Below are 17,160 nucleotides of genomic sequence, written 5' to 3' on the forward strand. Positions count from 1 at the left end.
TCAGTGGCAGAGCTTCGCCTCGTGCTCCGCGTGCCCGCTCGGCTCCAGCTGGAAGGTGCAGTGCTCCACGTCGAAGTGGTCGCCGAGGCAGCCCTGCAACTCATGCAGCAGCTTCTCGTGGCCGATCGAGTCCAGTAGATCCTGCTGCACCACCACATGGGCGGAGAGCACCGGCATCCCCGAGGTGATCGTCCAGGCGTGCAGATCGTGGACGTCCAGCACCCCGGGCAGCGCCGTGATGTGGTCGCGCACCTCGGCCATGTCGACACCGGGGGGCGCCGCCTCCAGGAGCACGTTCAGCGTCTCGCGCAACAGTCGCACCGTACGCGGGACGATCATCAGCCCGATGATCAGCGAGGCGATCGGGTCCGCCGCCTGCCAGCCGGTCGCCATGACGATGCCCGCCGAGACCAGCACGGTCACCGAGCCCAGCGTGTCCGCCAGCACCTCCAGATAGGCGCCGCGCACATTGAGGCTGTCCTGCTGCCCGCGCATCAGCAGCGACAGCGACACCGCGTTCGCGACGAGACCCACCAGGGCGAAGGCGATCGTGAGCCCGCCCCGGGTCTCCGCCGGATCGATGAACCGCTGCACGGCCTCGAAGAGCAGATAGCCGCCCACCCCGAGCAGCAGGCAGCAGTTGGCCAGGGCCGCCAGGATCTCCGCCCGGGCGTAACCGAAGGTGCGGTTCGGGCCGGCCGGCCGGTTGGCGAAATGGATCGCCAGCAGGGCGAGCCCGAGCCCCAGGGAGTCGGTGGCCATATGGGCCGCGTCCGCGATCAGCGCCAGGGAGCCGGACAGCACACCGCCGACGACCTCCACGACCGTGACGGCCAGGGTGATGCAGAGCGCGATGCGCAGCCGCCCCTTGTGCGCGGCGGCCGCCGTGCCGGTGAGCGCCGGCCCGTGCGCATGTCCGTGATCGTGCCCTGCCCCCATGGGGACGCCTCCCGGTCGTCTCGCGGACCCGGGCTTCCGGCCCGGGCTCTGCCAGTCAACTACGGGTGGGGGGTATCGGGCAACACGGCACTGAACACCGTTATCAACGTCCCTGACCTGCGGAAACGTGTGCAGGTCAGAGCGCTTGTACGGCGGAGGGCCACCCGGCTTTGTCAGGCGGTGCGGCCATCGACAATGATGATCGCGAACGGAGCGCGTGGTCCGGCCCCACCGGGAACGGGGCGCGAACGGGCAGTGAACTCGCGCTTCCGTTCATCCGATAGCCTCTGCCGACATGCCGCCGGCCGCTTCTGGCCGCACTGTCGCGTGCCGATCCGTGTCAGCACCCAAGGAGTGAGTTCGTCTGTCGACCGCCATTCTCACAGGTGCTCCGCTGCCCGGATCGTCACTGGAGGACGATCTGCGGTCGCTGGGCTTCGACGTCCGGGCAGCCGCCGACGTCACCGAAGCGGCCACCCTGCTGGCCGCCGTCCCGGCGGCCCACCGCGTCGCCCTGGTCGACCCCCGCTTCGTCGGCCACCGCCACGCCCTGCGGCTCGCCCTGACCGACCCCCGCTTCGCCGCGGCGGCCGTGCCCGGCGCCCTCACCGCACAGGCCGAGGCGCGCCCCGCCCTGGTCGGCGCCCTGCGCGCCACCACCGACGCGGTCGGCGCCGGAGTGCCCGCGGGCGGCACCGCCACGGTCACCGACCGCACGGTGCCCGGCAGGCTCGCCGCGGCCATGGAGGCCGGGGGCACCGAGGTGCAGCGCCCCGAGCTGGGCTCGCTCGTCGCCACCGTGCCCGCCGACGAGACCGCCCGCGCCGCCGCCCGTACGGACGTCGAGGCCGTGGACGACGAGGCGGTCCGGCTGCGCAGCGCGGTGAAGGCCCGCGACGGCTTCTTCACCACCCACTTCATCAGCCCGTACTCGCGCTACATCGCCCGCTGGTGCGCGCGCCGGGGGTTCACCCCGAACCAGGTCACCACCGCGTCCCTGCTCACCGCGCTGATAGCGGCCGGCTGCGCGGCCACCGGCACCCGGGGCGGCTACGTCGCGGCGGGCGTCCTGCTCCTGTTCTCCTTCGTCCTGGACTGCACCGACGGGCAGCTCGCCCGCTACTCCCTGCAGTACTCCACGATGGGCGCCTGGCTGGACGCCACCTTCGACCGCGCCAAGGAGTACGCCTACTACGCGGGCCTCGCCCTCGGCGCCGCCCGCAACGGCGACGACGTCTGGGCACTGGCGCTCGGCGCGATGGTCCTCCAGTCCTGCCGCCACATCATCGACTTCTCGTTCAACGAGGCCAACCACGACGCGGTGGCGAACAGCAGCCCCACGGCCGCGCTCTCCGACAAGCTCGACAGCGTCGGCTGGACGGTCTGGCTGCGCCGCATGATCGTGCTCCCGATCGGCGAGCGCTGGGCGATGATCGCCGTCCTCACCGCGGTCACCACCCCGCGCATCGTCTTCTACGCCCTGCTCATCGGCTGCGCCTTCGCCGCCTGCTACACCACCGCGGGCCGCCTCCTGCGCTCCCTGACCCGCAAGGCCCGGCGCACCGACCGCGCCGCCCAGGCCCTCGCCGACCTCGCGGACTCCGGCCCCATCGCCCAGCTGATCGCCGCCCGGGGCCCGAAGATCGGCGGCGCCTGGACCGCCCCCGCGGTCGCCCTCGTCGGCACCGGCGCGCTGATCGCCGCCGCGCTCCAGCAGCCCTTCGGCAGCCGCCAGATGATCATCGCCGCCGTCTTCTACGAGGTCTGCTCCGGCATAGCCGTGGCCCGCCCCCTCAAGGGCGCACTCGACTGGCTCGTGCCCCCGGTCTTCCGGGCCGCCGAGTACTGCACGGTCCTGATCCTGGCCGCCCGCAGCGACATCGACGGGGCGCTCCCCGCGGCCTTCGGCCTGGTCTCGGCCGTCGCCTACCATCACTACGACACGGTGTACCGCATCCGAGGCGGCACCGGTGCCCCGCCCCAGTGGCTGGTGCGCACGATCGGCGGACACGAGGGCCGGACCCTGGTCGTGGCCGTGCTCGCCGCCGCACTCACCGGAGCCTCCGGTTTCACCACGGCGCTCACCGTGCTCGCCGTGGCCGTGGCAGTGATCGTGCTGGTGGAGTCCATCCGCTTCTGGGTGTCCTCCGGGGCGCCCGCCGTTCACGACGAAGGAGAAACCGCATGATCGGCCTCGTACTGGCAGCCGGCGCGGGACGGCGCCTGCGCCCCTACACCGACACGCTGCCCAAGGCGCTCGTGCCGGTGGACGGCGACAAGACGATCCTCGACCTCACGCTGGCCAACTTCGCCGAGATCGGGCTCACCGAGGTCGCGATCGTCGTCGGCTACCGCAAGGAGGCCGTCTACGCCCGCAAGGAGGAGCTGGAGGCCACGTACGGCCTGAAGCTCACCCTCGTGGACAACGACAAGGCCGAGGAGTGGAACAACGCCTACTCCCTGTGGTGCGCCCGTGAGCAGCTGAAGCGCGGGGTGCTCCTCGCCAACGGCGACACCGTGCACCCGGTCTCCGTCGAGAAGACCCTGCTGGCCGCCCGCGGCGACGGCCAGAAGATCATCCTCGCCCTCGACACGGTGAAGAACCTCGCCGACGAGGAGATGAAGGTCGTCGTCGAGGACGGCAAGGGCGTCCGCCGCATCACCAAGCTGATGGACCCGGCCGAGGCGACCGGCGAGTACATCGGCCTCACCCTCATCGAGGCCGAGGCCGCCGAGGAGCTGGCCGACGCGCTGAAGGCCACCTTCGAGCGCGACCCGGACCTCTACTACGAGGACGGCTACCAGGAGCTCGTCAACCGCGGCTTCACCGTGGACGTCGCCCCCATCGGTGACGTGAGCTGGGTCGAGATCGACAACCACGACGACCTCGCGAAGGGCCGGGAGATCGCGTGCCGGTACTGACCCGACTCATCCCGTCCCCGGTCTTCGTGGACATCAGCCGGGGTGCCATGCACGACCTGGCCGGTCTCCTCGCCGACCAGCGGATCTCCGCCTCCGGCAAGCTCGCCATCGCGATCAGCGGCGGCTCCGGCCTCGCCCTGCGCGAGAAGCTGGCCCCGGCTCTGCCGGGCGCCGACTGGTACTGCGTCGCCGGCGGCAACATCGACGCCGCGGTGCAGCTGGCCGACGACATCAAGGGCAAGCGCTACGACGCCGTGGTCGGCCTCGGCGGCGGCAAGATCATCGACGTCGCGAAGTACGCCGCGGCCCGGGTCGGCCTGCCGCTGGTCTCGGTCGCCACGAACCTCGCCCACGACGGCCTCTGCTCGCCCGTCGCCACCCTGGACAACGACAACGGCCGGGGCTCCTACGGCGTCCCCATGCCCATCGCCATGGTGATCGACCTGTCGGTGATCCGCGCCGCCCCCGACCGCTTCGTGCGGTCCGGCATCGGCGACGCGATCTCCAACATCTCCGCCATCGCCGACTGGGAGCTCTCGCACCAGGTCAACGGCGAGCAGATCGACGGACTCGCCGCCGCCATGGCCCGTACCGCGGGCGAAGCCGTCCTGCGCCACCCCGGAACCGTCGCCGACGACGAGTTCCTCACCGTCCTCGCCGAGTCGCTGGTGCTCTCCGGCATCGCCATCTCGATCAGCGGCGACACCCGGCCCTCGTCCGGCGCCTGCCACGAGATCAGCCACGCGTTCGACCTGCTCTTCCCGAAGCGGGCCGCCAGCCACGGCGAGCAGGTCGGCCTCGGCGCCGCCTTCGCCATGCACCTGCGCGGGGCCGTGGACGAGTCCGGCCTCTTCGCCGACGTACTGCGCAGGCACGGTCTGCCGGTCACGCCCGAGGAGATCGGCTTCACCGCCGACGAATTCGTCCAGGCCGTCGAGTACGCGCCCCAGACCCGCCCGGGACGCTTCACGGTCCTGGAACACCTCAGCCTCTCCACCGACCAGATCAGGGACGCGTACGCCGACTATGCCAAGACCATCAGTAGCTGAACTCCGCCCGGTCGTTCACCCGCCGGGCGTCAAGGACCGGCGCAGCGGTGAGCACTGGGCGGGCCGGATATACATGCGCGAGGTCTCCCTGCGCATCGACCGGTACCTGGTGAACACCAAGGTCACGCCCAACCAGCTGACCTACCTGATGACGCTGGCCGGAGTGCTCGCCGCCCCCGCACTGCTCGTCCCGGGCATCTGGGGCGCGGTGCTCGGCGTCGTCATGGTCCAGCTGTACCTGCTGCTCGACTGCGTGGACGGCGAGATCGCGCGCTGGAAGAAGCAGTTCTCGCTCGGCGGTGTCTACCTCGACCGGGTCGGCGCCTACCTCTGCGACGCGGCTGTCCTCGTCGGCTTCGGCCTGCGCGCCGCCGACCTGTGGGGCACCGGCCGGATCGACTGGCTGTGGGCCTTCCTCGGCACGCTCGCCGCGCTCGGCGCGATCCTGATCAAGGCCGAGACGGACCTGGTCGGCGTCGCCCGCCACCAGGGCGGACTGCCGCCGGTCAAGGAGTCCGCCTCCGAGCCGCGCTCCTCCGGCATGGCGTTCGCCCGCCGGGCCGCCGGTGCGCTGAAGTTCCACCGGCTCATCCTGTGCGTCGAGGCGTCCCTGGTCATCCTCGTCGCGGCGATCCTCGACGAGGTGCGGGACGACTTCTTCTTCAGCCGCCTCGCGGTCGCGGTCCTGGCGGGCATCGCCCTGCTCCAGACCCTGCTGCACCTTGTGTCGGTCCTGGCATCGAGCAGGCTGAAGTGAGCACACCCATGAAACTCGGCGCGGTCATCATCACCATGGGCAACCGCCCGGCCGAGCTGCGCGCCCTGCTCGATTCGGTCGCCGCCCAGGAGGGCGACCGGATCGAGGTGGTCGTCGTCGGCAACGGCTCGCCCGTCCCCGACGTCCCCCCGGGCGTCCGCACCGTCGAGCTGCCCGAGAACCTCGGCATCCCCGGCGGCCGGAACGTCGGCATCGAGGCGTTCGGGCCCTCCGGCGCCGATGTGGACGCCCTGCTCTTCCTGGACGACGACGGGCTGCTGCCCCTCACCGACACCGCGGAGCTGTGCCGGAAGGCGTTCGCCGAGGACGCCCGGCTCGGCATCATCAGCTTCCGCATCGCGGACCCCGAGACCGGGGTCACCCAGCGCCGGCACGTGCCCCGGCTGCGCGCCGCCGACCCGCTGCGCTCGTCCCGCGTGACGACGTTCCTGGGCGGCGCCAACGCGGTGCGCACCCGGGTGCTGGCCGAGGTCGGCCCGCTGCCGGGCGACTTCTTCTACGCGCACGAGGAGACGGACCTCGCCTGGCGGGCGCTCGACGCCGGCTGGCTGATCGACTACCGCGCGGACATGGTGCTGCACCACCCCACCACGGCCCCGTCCCGCCATGCCGTCTACCACCGCATGGTGGCCCGCAACCGGGTCTGGCTGGCCCGGCGCAACCTGCCCGCGCCCCTCGTCCCGGTGTACCTCGGGGTGTGGATGCTGCTGACCCTGCTGCGCAGGCCGTCCGGCGAGGCGCTGAAGGCGTGGTTCGGCGGATTCCGGGAAGGCTGGCGGACGCCCTGCGGACCGCGCCGCCCGATGAAGTGGCGTACGGTGTGGCGACTGACCAGGCTGGGCCGCCCTCCGGTCATCTGAGAGGCTCCCCTCTGGGAGCATGAGGCGTATTTTTCTTGTCGGGACCTGTCCGCCCTGAGCCGCGCCCGCGACTGGCTGCGCATTTCGAATACGAGAGTTTCTTCTGGTGAGTGACACAACCCATGGCGGCGCGGTTGCGGTGAGCAGCCCGCCCTCAGCCGACGACGGCCTGAGCGCGGCCGAGCTGGCCGCGAAGTACGGCCTTGCGGTCAGCGGTGCCCGGCCCGGACTCCTCGAGTACGTGCGCCAGCTCCAGGGGCGACGCCATTTCATCCTGGCGTTCTCCCGGGCCAAGCTGACCGCCCAGTACAGCCAGGCGAAGCTGGGCCAGCTGTGGCAGGTGGCGACCCCGCTCCTGAACGCGGCGGTCTACTTCCTCATCTTCGGGCTGATCCTCGGCACGAAGAAGGGGATCCCGCAGGAGGTCTTCATCCCGTTCCTGGTGACCGGGGTGTTCGTCTTCACCTTCACGCAGAGCTCCGTGATGGCGGGTGTACGCGCGATCTCGGGGAACCTCGGCCTGGTCAGGGCCCTGCACTTCCCGCGCGCCTCGCTGCCCATCTCCTTCTCGCTCCAGCAGCTCCAGCAGCTGCTGTACTCGATGATCGTGCTGATCGCGGTCACGGTCGGATTCGGCAGCTACCCGAGGCTCTCCTGGCTGCTGGTGATCCCCGCCCTGGTGATGCAGTTCTTCTTCAACACCGGACTGGCGCTCGCCATGGCCAGGATGGGCGCCAAGACCCCCGACCTGGCACAGCTGATGCCGTTCGTCATGCGGACCTGGATGTACGCCTCCGGGGTCATGTTCTCCATCCCGGTGATGCTCGCGGACAAGCCGGCCTGGATCACCGACGTGCTCCAGTACAACCCGGCGGCCATCTACATGGACCTGGTCAGGTTCGCCCTGATCGACGGATACGGCTCCGAGAACCTGCCGGAACACGTCTGGGTGGTCGCCCTCGCCTGGTCGATCGTGGTGGGCATCGTGGGCTTCGTGTACTTCTGGAAGGCAGAGGAACGGTACGGCCGTGGCTGACGACAACACCGCGGGGCGCGTCCCCACCGTGATCGCCGACGACGTGCACATCGTGTACCGGGTCAACGGCGGCGGCGGTGGCAAGGGCAGCGCGACCGCCGCACTGAGCCGGATCATGCGCCGCGAGAAGGGCCAGGAGCGCGGGGTGCGCAAGGTGCACGCCGTGCGCGGGGTCACCTTCACCGCCTACCGGGGCGAGGCGATCGGGCTCATCGGGACGAACGGCTCCGGCAAGTCGACGCTGCTCCGCGCCATCGCGGGCCTGCTGCCGACGGAGAGCGGCAGCGTCTACACGGACGGCCAGCCCTCGCTGCTCGGCGTCAACGCCGCGCTGATGAGCGATCTGACCGGCGAGCGCAACGTGGTGCTCGGCGGCCTCGCGATGGGCATGAGCCGCGAGGAGATCCGCGAGCGCTACGAGGACATCGTGGAGTTCTCCGGCATCAACGACAAGGGCGACTTCATCACCCTGCCGATGCGCACCTACTCCTCCGGCATGGCCGCCCGCCTCCGCTTCTCCATCGCGGCCGCCAAGAACCACGACGTCCTCATGATCGACGAGGCGCTGGCGACCGGTGACCGCAAGTTCCAGATCCGCTCCGAGGCGCGGATCAGGGAGCTGCGCAAGGAGGCCGGCACGGTCTTCCTGGTCAGCCACAGCAACAAGTCGATCCGGGACACCTGCAACCGGGTCCTGTGGCTGGAGAAGGGCGAGCTCCTGATGGACGGCCCGACCGAAGAGGTCCTGCGGGCCTACGAACGGGAGACCGGCAAGTAGGACGCCCCGCGTCGCACGGCACTCGGCCCCCACCGGAGACCCTTCCGGCGGGGGCCGTTCCGCGTCCGGAGTGTGGACCGGAGTCCGGACATCCGCGCCTCGTCGTACGGCGGCCGTCGCGATCTCCTCCCGCCGGATGACGTGAACGCGCTCCCGCGGGGGGAAAGTTGACGCGGGCCCCGGGGCCGGTGCCGCGCGGCCCGTACCCCGGCGTTTGGATGAGCGTTGTACAACGTAAGCTGTACCGGTGCTGATTCGCCGCAAGTGGGGCGATACCGCCTGGGAGGACGGCCGGGAGCCGTCCTCGGCACTCGGAAGGGCGGGCGGCGTGTCCGGAATGGGGTATTTTGGGTCAGCAGTGTAGAACGGGAGTTGTGACGGCTATGACGGAAGATCTCCCGCTCCGAGGTGCTCACGCCGTCCCCGCGCAGGGCGGTCCGCAGTGACCCGTACCCGGCAGGCGCGGCTCGATACCGCCGCATCCGGAACCCTCGGCAAGGCAGCCCACGAGAACTTTCCGGTCGCACCCTTCTTCCTGCCGCGCGCCTGGCGCGACGACCTCATGGCCGTCTACGGCTTCGCCCGGCTCGTGGACGACATCGGCGACGGCGACCTCGCCCCCGGTGGCGCCGACGCCGTGCACCTCGGGCTCGAACCGGCGCAGAGCGACGACCGGCTCGCGATGCTCGACGCGCTCGAGAGCGACCTGCACCGCGTCTTCGCGACCACCGGTGAGACCCCGCACCACCCGTTGATGCGGGCGCTGCGCCCCACCGCCCGGCGCCGCGCGCTCACCCCTGAGCCGTTCATCGGCCTCATCGAGGCCAACCGGCAGGACCAGAAGGTCCGCCGCTACGGCACGTACGAGGAACTGCTCGCCTACTGCGAGCTCTCCGCCAACCCCGTCGGCCGCCTCGTCCTCCAGCTCACCGGGACCGCGAGCCCCGAACGGCTGCGCCGCTCCGACGCCGTGTGCACCGCACTGCAGATCGTGGAGCACCTCCAGGACGTCGCCGAGGACCTCGGCCGCGACCGCATCTATCTTCCGGCCGAGGACATGGCCCGCTTCCACGTCGGCGAGACCGACCTCGCGGCACCCACCGCCAACGCCTCGGTCCGCTCCCTGATCGCGTACGAAGCGGAACGCGCCCGGGATCTGCTGAATGAAGGCACCCCCCTGGTGGGTAGCGTCCACGGCAGGCTCAGGCTGCTTCTCGCCGGATTCGTGGGAGGAGGACGCGCCGCCCTCACCGCGATCGCGGCCGCCGGATTCGACGTACTGCCCGGACCGCCCGGACCCACCAAGCCCAGCCTGCTGCGCGAAGTGGGAGTTGTTTTGCGAAAAGCGCGTAGAGAGGGATGAGCCGGACCGTGGAGGGACAGACGACGTACATGTCGGCACCGGTACAGGCCGCTTACAGTTACTGCGAGGCCGTCACCGGACAGCAGGCGCGCAACTTCGCGTACGGCATCAGGCTGCTGCCGGCCGAGAAGCGGCAGGCCATGTCGGCCCTGTACGCCCTCTCCCGCCGGGTGGACGACATCGGCGACGGCGAACTGGAGCCGGAGACCAAGCGCGTCCGCCTGGAGAGCACCCGCACCCTGCTCGACCGCGTCCGCGCCGGCAAGGTCGAGGAGGACGACACCGACCCGGTCGCCGTCGCGCTCGCCGACGCCGCACGCAGGTTCCCGCTGCCGCTCGACGGGCTCGACGAGCTCATCGACGGCGTCCTGATGGACGTGGACGGTGCCGTCTACGAGACCTGGGACGACCTCAAGGTCTACTGCCGGTGCGTCGCGGGCGCCATCGGGCGCCTGAGCCTCGGCGTGTTCGGCACGGAGCCCGGCGCCCCCGGCGCCGAGCGCGCCCCCGAGTACGCCGACACCCTCGGCCTCGCCCTCCAGCTGACGAACATCCTGCGCGACGTCCGCGAGGACGCGGGCAACGGCCGCACCTACCTCCCCGCCGACGACCTCGCCAAGTTCGGCTGCTCCGCGGGCTTCCAGCGGGCCACCCCGCCGCCCGGCTCCGACTTCGCGGGCCTCGTCCACTTCGAGGTCCGGCGCGCCCGCGCCCTGTTCGCCGAGGGCTACCGGCTGCTGCCGATGCTCGACCGGCGCAGCGGCGCCTGCGTGGCGGCCATGGCCGGCATCTACCGCAGGCTCCTCGACCGCATCGAGCGCGACCCCGAGGCGGTGCTGCGCGGCCGGGTCTCGCTCCCGGGCCACGAGAAGGCGTACGTCGCGGTGCGCGGCCTGTCCGGTCTCGACGCCCGGCACATCTCACGGCGCACGGCCCGAGGGCGTGTCTGAATGCGCCTCAGGTACATCTCGCGCACCATGTGCATCAAGGACGAACGCGGCGGACGGCGGGCAACCCCCGCCCGGGCCGCCGCGTCCCTGTCTGGGCAGGACCGATCCGAGCACGGCCGATGGGCAAGCAGCCGAGAGGGGGACGCATGAACGACGACGCGACGCGTCCGTCCCGCGCGGTCGTGATCGGCGGCGGGCTCGCCGGTGTCACGGCGGCGCTCCGCCTGGCCGACGCCGGGCTTGACGTGACCCTGCTCGAAGGGCGGCCCCGGCTCGGCGGACTCGCCTTCTCGTTCCGCCGGGGCGAGCTGACGGTCGACAACGGCCAGCACGTCTACCTGCGCTGCTGCACCGCCTACCGCTGGTTCCTCGACCGGGTCGACGGCACCCGCCTGGCACCCCTGCAAAACCGTTTGGACGTGCCCGTCCTGGACGTCGGGCGGCCCGCGGGCCCCCGCCTCGGACGGCTGCGCCGCAACGCGCTCCCGGTCCCGCTGCACCTCGCCGCCGGGCTCGCCGGATACCCGCACCTCTCGCTCGCCGAACGCGCCGGTGTCGCCCGCGCCGCGCTCGCCCTCGGCAAGCTCGACCCGGACGACCCGGCCCTCGACGCCGAGGACTTCGGCAGCTGGCTCGCCCGGCACGGCCAGTCGCCGCGCACCATCGAGGCGCTGTGGGACCTCGTCGGCGTCGCCACCCTCAACGCCACCGCCCCCAACGCCTCGCTCGGGCTCGCCGCGAAGGTCTTCAAGACCGGGCTGCTCTCCGACGCGGGCGCCGCCGACATCGGCTGGGCCGCCGTACCCCTCGGGGACATCCACGACACGATGAGCCGCAAGGCCCTCGACTCCGCCGGGGTCCGCACCGAACTGCGCACCAAGGCCCACGGCCTCGCCCGCACCGAGGACGGGCACTGGGTCGTGGACACCGGCGCCGAACGGATCGAGGCGGAGACCGTCGTCCTGGCCGTGCCGCAGCGCGAGACCCACGACCTGCTGCCCGAGGGCGCGCTCGACGCACCGGACAAGCTCCTGGAGATCGGGACGTCCCCGATCCTCAACGTCCACGTCGTCTACGACCGCAAGGTGCTCAAGCGGCCCTTCTTCGCCGCGCTCGGCTCCCCGGTCCAGTGGGTCTTCGACCGCACCGAGGCCTCCGGCCTCACCGGACCCGGGCAGTACCTCGCGGTCTCCCAGTCCGCGGCCGACGAGGAGATCGAACTGCCCGTCGCCGAACTGCGCGCCCGCTACCTGCCGGAGCTGGAACAGCTGCTGCCCGCCGCCCGAGGCGCCGGCATCCGGGACTTCTTCGTCACCCGCGAGCGCACCGCGACCTTCGCACCCGCACCCGGCGTCGGCCGGCTGCGCCCCGGGACGCTCACCCGCGCCCCGGGACTCTTCCTGGCAGGTGCCTGGACCGCCACCGGCTGGCCCGCCACGATGGAGGGCGCGGTCCGCAGTGGCGCGGGTGCCGCGGACGCCGCGCTCCTGGCGCTCGGCCGCCCCCATGAACATCCGCTGCAGGAGGCGGCATGAGCAGTACCACCGGAACAAGAGGAGAGTCAGTGACCCCGGCGAATCCGGCTTCCGACACCGTGGCGGACACCACGGACGTCACCGCGCTTCTGGAGCGCGGACGGGCCCTTTCCACGCCGGTGCTCCGGGCCGCCGTCGACCGGCTCGCACCGCCCATGGACACCGTGGCCGCCTATCACTTCGGCTGGATCGACGCCCAGGGCAGGCCCGCCGACGGGGACGGCGGCAAGGCCGTCCGCCCGGCCCTGGCCCTGCTGTCGGCCGAGGCGGCCGGCGCCGCGGCCGAGGCCGGCATCCCCGGCGCCGTCGCCGTCGAACTCGTGCACAACTTCTCGCTGCTGCACGACGACCTGATGGACGGCGACGAGCAGCGGCGCCACCGCGACACCGTGTGGAAGGTGCACGGCCCCGCCCAGGCCATCCTGGTCGGCGACGCCCTGTTCGCCCTGGCCAACGAGGTCCTGCTGGAGCTCGGCACGGCCGAGGCGGGCCGGGCGGCCCGACGGCTGACCACGGCGACCCGCAAGCTCATCGACGGGCAGGCCCAGGACATCTCCTACGAGCACCGCGAGCGCGTCACGGTCGAGGAGTGCCTGGAGATGGAGGGCAACAAGACCGGCGCCCTCCTCGCCTGCGCCTGCTCCATCGGCGCGGTGCTCGGCGGAGCCGACGACCGCACGGCCGACGTCCTGGAGGCGTACGGCCACCACCTCGGGCTCGCCTTCCAGGCGGTCGACGACCTGCTCGGCATCTGGGGCGACCCCGAGTCCACCGGCAAGCAGACCTGGAGCGATCTGCGCCAGCGCAAGAAGTCCCTGCCGGTCGTCGCCGCGCTCGCCGCGGGCGGACCGGCCTCCGAGCGCCTGGGCGAGCTGCTCGCCGCCGACGCCAAGAGCAGCGACTTCGACAGCTTCTCCGAGGAGGAGTTCGCCGCCCGTGCGGCGCTCATCGAGGAGGCGGGCGGCCGCGAGTGGACCGCCCAGGAGGCGCGTCGTCAGCATGCGGTCGCCATAGAGGTGCTGCACGGTGTCGACATGCCGGAACCCGTGCGGGCGCAGCTCACCGCGCTCGCGGACTTCGTCGTCGTACGAAAGAGATGATCACTATCTGGTCCATATGACTCGCAGTCGCCGGCCGGCGCCCCCACGGGTGCCGGCCGACGGAGACCCCAGCACAGCAGAGGACCACCTGCACGAAGGGGAAGCCATGACAGCGACGACCGACGGAAGCACCGGGGCCGTTGACCCCCGCGCAGCCTCGGCCAGGAGAACGACAACCGAATCAACCATCGCCGCGGACGGTGTACTCGCCGCCGCGCGGCGGGCCGCGGAGCGCTCGGTGGAGCACCTCCTCGGCAGGCAGGACGAGCAGGGCTGGTGGAAGGGGGACCTCGCCACCAACGTCACGATGGACGCCGAGGACCTTCTGCTCCGTCAGTTCCTCGGCATCCAGGACCCCGCCACGGTCCGGGCGGCCGCGGGATTCATCCGCGGCGAACAGCTCGGCGACGGGACGTGGGCGACCTTCCACGGCGGCCCCGCGGACCTCTCCACCACCATCGAGGCGTACGTCGCGCTGAGGCTGGCGGGCGACCGGCCGGAGGACCCGCACATGGTCCGCGCCGCGGGCTGGGTCCGGGAGCAGGGCGGCATCGCCGCGAGCCGGGTTTTCACCCGCATCTGGCTGGCCCTCTTCGGCTGGTGGAAGTGGGACGACCTGCCGGAGCTCCCCCCGGAGCTGATGTTCTTCCCGAAGTGGGTCCCGCTCAACATCTACGACTTCGGCTGCTGGGCCCGCCAGACCATCGTGCCGCTCACCATCGTGTCGGCGAAGCGGCCGGTTCGGCCCGCCCCCTTCGCCCTGGACGAGCTGCACACCGACCCCGCGAACCCGAATCCGCCCAAGCGCCCCGCGCCCGCGCGGAGTTGGGACGGGCTCTTCCAGCGGCTCGACAAGGCGCTGCACGTCTACCACCGGTTCGCGCCGCGCCGGCTGCGCCGGGTCGCGATGAACTCCGCGGCCCGCTGGATCATCGAACGCCAGGAGAACGACGGCTGCTGGGGCGGCATCCAGCCGCCCGCCGTCTACTCGGTCATCGCCCTGCACCTCCTCGGCTACGACCTCGAACACCCGGTGATGCGGGCGGGCCTCGAATCGCTCGACCGCTTCGCCGTGTGGCGCGAGGACGGCACCCGCATGATCGAGGCGTGCCAGTCCCCGGTCTGGGACACCTGCCTGGCCACCATCGCGCTCGCCGACGCCGGGGTCGCCCCCGACCACCCGGCGCTCGTGAGGGCGGCGGACTGGATGCTCGCCGAGGAGATCGTCCGGCCGGGCGACTGGGCGGTGCGCAGGCCCGGACTGGAGCCCGGCGGCTGGGCGTTCGAGTTCCACAACGACAACTACCCCGACATCGACGACACCGCTGAGGTGGTCCTCGCCCTGCGCCGGGTCCGCCACCCCGACCAGGCCCGGGTGGACGCCGCGATCGAGCGCGGTGTGCGCTGGAACGTCGGCATGCGGTCCCGCAACGGGGCCTGGGGCGCGTTCGACGCGGACAACACCAGCCCCTTCCCCAACCGGCTGCCCTTCTGCGACTTCGGCGAGGTCATCGACCCGCCGTCCGCCGACGTCACCGGGCACGTGGTGGAGATGCTGGCCGTCGAGGGCCGCGCCGCCGACCCCGTCACCCGGCGCGGCATCGAGTGGCTGCTGGCCGAACAGGACCCTGCCGGCGGCTGGTTCGGGCGCTGGGGCGTCAACTACGTCTACGGAACGGGGTCGGTGGTCCCCGCGCTGACCGCCGCCGGGCTGCCCCCGTCGCACCCGGCGATCCGGCGCGCGGTCGAGTGGCTGGAGTCCGTCCAGAACGACGACGGCGGCTGGGGCGAGGACCTGCGCTCCTACAGCGAGGAGAAGTGGATCGGCCAGGGGGCGTCCACCGCCTCCCAGACCGCCTGGGCCCTCCTCGCACTGCTCGCCGCGGGGCGGCGGGACACCGTCGCCGTGACCCGGGGCATCGCCTGGCTGACCGAGACCCAGCAGGCCGACGGCTCCTGGGACGAGCCCTACTTCACCGGCACCGGGTTCCCCTGGGACTTCTCCATCAACTACCACCTCTACCGGCAGGTCTTCCCGCTCACCGCCCTCGGGCGGTACGTCCACGGCGACCCGTTCGCGGGCCGCACGCCGACGCGTGAGGGGGCCTGATGGCAGAGGCCGGGCCGGCCGCCCCGCTGCTGATCGCCTGCGCGCTCGGCATCGAACAGTTCGCCCTGCGCACCGGCAGGGGGAGGGCGGTGGACGCCCCGGACCGGGTCACCGTGCTCCGTACCGGCATGGGCCCCAGGGCGGCCGAGACCGCCGTGGCGCGCGCGCTCGGACGGGACGGCGGGGCGCCGGACACCGCGGTCATCGCCTCGGGGTTCTGCGCCGGCCTCGCGCCCGGGATGCACCCGGGCGACCTGGTGGTGGCCGAGGAGACCCGGGCCGCCGGGGACCCCGTCCCGTGCACCGGTGCGGAGCTGCTGGCCGAAGCGCTGGCCAGGGCCGTACCGGGGCGCACCGTACACACCGGCCCGCTCACCGGGTCCGACCATGTCGTCCGGGGACATGAGCGGGCCGAGCTGCGGGCCACCGGGGCGATCGCGGTGGACATGGAGTCCGCCGCCACCCTGCGCACCGCCCTGCGGTCCGGGCCACGCCCGGTTGCCGCCGTACGGGTGGTCGTGGACGCTCCGGAGCATGAGCTCGTCCGCATCGGCACGTTCCGCGGTGGAATATCGGCTTTCCGCGTTCTTCGTGCCGTCCTGCCGGCTTTCTATGAATGGCACCGATCTTTGCTGCTCCCCAGGAGGTGAGCTAGATGGCCATGCCGCTTCGTCAGTCCATCAAGGTTGCGACGTACCTCATTGAACAAAAGCTCCGCAAGCGGGAGAAGTTCCCGCTGATCGTCGAGCTGGAGCCGTTGTACGCCTGCAACCTCGCCTGCGAGGGCTGCGGGAAGATCCAGCACCCGGCCGGAGTCCTCAAGCAGCGCATGCCCGTGGCCCAGGCCGTGGGCGCCGTACTCGAATCGGGCGCCCCGATGGTCTCCATCGCCGGCGGCGAACCACTGATGCACCCTCAGATCGATGAGATCGTGCGCCAGCTGGTGGCGAAGAGGAAGTACGTCTTCCTCTGCACCAACGCGATGCTGCTGCGCAAGAAGATCGAGAAGTTCACGCCCTCGCCCTACTTCGCGTTCGCCGTGCACATCGACGGGCTGCGCGAGCGGCACGACGAATCGGTCGCCAAGGAAGGGGTGTTCGACGAGGCGGTGGCGGCGATCAAGGAGGCCAAGCGGCGCGGCTTCCGGGTCACCACCAACTCCACCTTCTTCAACACCGACACCCCGCAGACCATCATCGAGGTGCTCAACTACCTCAACGACGACCTCAAGGTCGACGAGATGATGATCTCGCCCGCCTACGCGTACGAGAAGGCTCCCGACCAGGAGCACTTCCTGGGCGTCGAGCAGACCCGCGAGCTGTTCAAGAAGTCCTTCGCCGGCGGCAACCGGAGCCGGTGGCGGCTGAACCACTCGCCGCTCTTCCTGGACTTCCTGGAGGGCAAGGCCGACTTCCCGTGCACCGCCTGGGCCATCCCCAACTACTCCCTGTTCGGCTGGCAGCGGCCCTGCTACCTGATGAGTGACGGCTACGTTCCGACGTACCGTCAGCTCATCGAGGACACCGACTGGGACAAGTACGGCCGGGGCAAGGACCCGCGCTGCGCCAACTGCATGGCGCACTGCGGCTACGAACCCACCGCCGTCCTCGCCACCATGGGCTCCCTGAAGGAGTCCCTGCGTGCCATGCGCGAAACCGTCGGCGGCAACGGCTGAGCCTCGACACCCGGCCGGGCTCCCGCGCGGAGCCCGGCCATCACCTTGAGCAGGAACAGGACCAC

Annotated in this window: 16 protein-coding genes; 14 read left to right on the forward strand and 2 right to left on the reverse strand. The window is 71.5% G+C overall.

What is annotated here, in order from left to right:
• Together AMK18_RS04530 and AMK18_RS35485 are read right to left on the reverse strand one after the other, a co-directional pair.
• On the reverse strand, nt 1-939 hold the full coding sequence (locus tag AMK18_RS04530; protein ID WP_073861721.1) for a cation diffusion facilitator family transporter: 939 nt from the start codon (nt 937-939) through the stop codon (nt 1-3).
• Between the two features lie 406 nt (nt 940-1,345).
• Entirely contained in the window at nt 1,346-1,480 is a 135-nt protein-coding gene (locus AMK18_RS35485) for a hypothetical protein (protein WP_265539059.1), read from the reverse strand.
• Nucleotides 1,481-1,531: 51 nt separating this feature from the next.
• On the opposite strand from AMK18_RS35485, the gene AMK18_RS04535 reads away from it, so the two are divergent.
• The 14 genes from AMK18_RS04535 (at nt 1,532) to hpnH (ending at nt 17,095) form a co-directional block, all read left to right on the forward strand.
• Nucleotides 1,532-3,127 (forward strand): DUF5941 domain-containing protein, encoded by a 1,596-nt coding sequence (locus tag AMK18_RS04535; RefSeq protein WP_241836445.1) that lies wholly within the window; start codon nt 1,532-1,534, stop codon nt 3,125-3,127.
• Nucleotides 3,124-3,861: a phosphocholine cytidylyltransferase family protein gene (locus AMK18_RS04540; protein ID WP_018100153.1), complete on the forward strand. Its 738-nt coding sequence runs from the start codon at nt 3,124-3,126 to the stop codon at nt 3,859-3,861. Before AMK18_RS04535 ends, AMK18_RS04540 begins: the two co-directional genes overlap by 4 nt.
• Nucleotides 3,849-4,910: an iron-containing alcohol dehydrogenase family protein gene (locus tag AMK18_RS04545; protein ID WP_018100152.1), complete on the forward strand. Its 1,062-nt coding sequence runs from the start codon at nt 3,849-3,851 to the stop codon at nt 4,908-4,910. The genes AMK18_RS04540 and AMK18_RS04545 overlap by 13 nt, the downstream gene beginning before the upstream one ends.
• Nucleotides 4,888-5,667 (forward strand): CDP-alcohol phosphatidyltransferase family protein, encoded by a 780-nt coding sequence (locus AMK18_RS04550; RefSeq protein ID WP_026171139.1) that lies wholly within the window; start codon nt 4,888-4,890, stop codon nt 5,665-5,667. Before AMK18_RS04545 ends, AMK18_RS04550 begins: the two co-directional genes overlap by 23 nt.
• An 8-nt stretch (nt 5,668-5,675) precedes the next feature.
• Nucleotides 5,676-6,548 (forward strand): glycosyltransferase family 2 protein, encoded by an 873-nt coding sequence (locus AMK18_RS04555; RefSeq protein WP_073861723.1) that lies wholly within the window; start codon nt 5,676-5,678, stop codon nt 6,546-6,548.
• 106 nt (nt 6,549-6,654) lie between these two features.
• A complete protein-coding gene (locus AMK18_RS04560) occupies nt 6,655-7,584 on the forward strand; it encodes an ABC transporter permease (protein WP_026171138.1) in 930 nt (309 codons plus the stop codon).
• On the forward strand, nt 7,577-8,362 hold the full coding sequence (locus tag AMK18_RS04565) for an ABC transporter ATP-binding protein (protein WP_018100148.1): 786 nt from the start codon (nt 7,577-7,579) through the stop codon (nt 8,360-8,362). Before AMK18_RS04560 ends, AMK18_RS04565 begins: the two co-directional genes overlap by 8 nt.
• A 442-nt stretch (nt 8,363-8,804) precedes the next feature.
• Nucleotides 8,805-9,725, forward strand: coding sequence for a squalene synthase HpnC (gene hpnC, locus AMK18_RS04570; protein ID WP_018100147.1), 921 nt, complete (start codon nt 8,805-8,807; stop codon nt 9,723-9,725).
• Entirely contained in the window at nt 9,722-10,675 is a 954-nt protein-coding gene (gene hpnD, locus AMK18_RS04575; protein WP_073861724.1) for a presqualene diphosphate synthase HpnD, read from the forward strand. The genes hpnC and hpnD overlap by 4 nt, the downstream gene beginning before the upstream one ends.
• 146 nt (nt 10,676-10,821) lie before the next feature.
• Entirely contained in the window at nt 10,822-12,210 is a 1,389-nt protein-coding gene (gene hpnE / locus AMK18_RS04580) for a hydroxysqualene dehydroxylase HpnE (RefSeq protein ID WP_073861725.1), read from the forward strand.
• Nucleotides 12,207-13,310, forward strand: coding sequence for a polyprenyl synthetase family protein (locus AMK18_RS04585; RefSeq protein ID WP_051083889.1), 1,104 nt, complete (start codon nt 12,207-12,209; stop codon nt 13,308-13,310). Before hpnE ends, AMK18_RS04585 begins: the two co-directional genes overlap by 4 nt.
• Before the next feature lie 106 nt (nt 13,311-13,416).
• Entirely contained in the window at nt 13,417-15,420 is a 2,004-nt protein-coding gene (shc, locus tag AMK18_RS04590; protein ID WP_073861726.1) for a squalene--hopene cyclase, read from the forward strand.
• Complete coding sequence (locus AMK18_RS04595; protein ID WP_073861727.1) at nt 15,420-16,070, forward strand: phosphorylase family protein; 651 nt, start codon at nt 15,420-15,422, stop codon at nt 16,068-16,070. Before shc ends, AMK18_RS04595 begins: the two co-directional genes overlap by 1 nt.
• 5 nt (nt 16,071-16,075) lie before the next feature.
• Nucleotides 16,076-17,095, forward strand: coding sequence for an adenosyl-hopene transferase HpnH (gene hpnH / locus AMK18_RS04600; protein ID WP_018100141.1), 1,020 nt, complete (start codon nt 16,076-16,078; stop codon nt 17,093-17,095).
• Nucleotides 17,096-17,160: the final 65 nt, after the last annotated feature.

Source organism: Streptomyces sp. CB01249 (assembly GCF_001905735.1).
Lineage (GTDB): Bacteria > Actinomycetota > Actinomycetes > Streptomycetales > Streptomycetaceae > Streptomyces.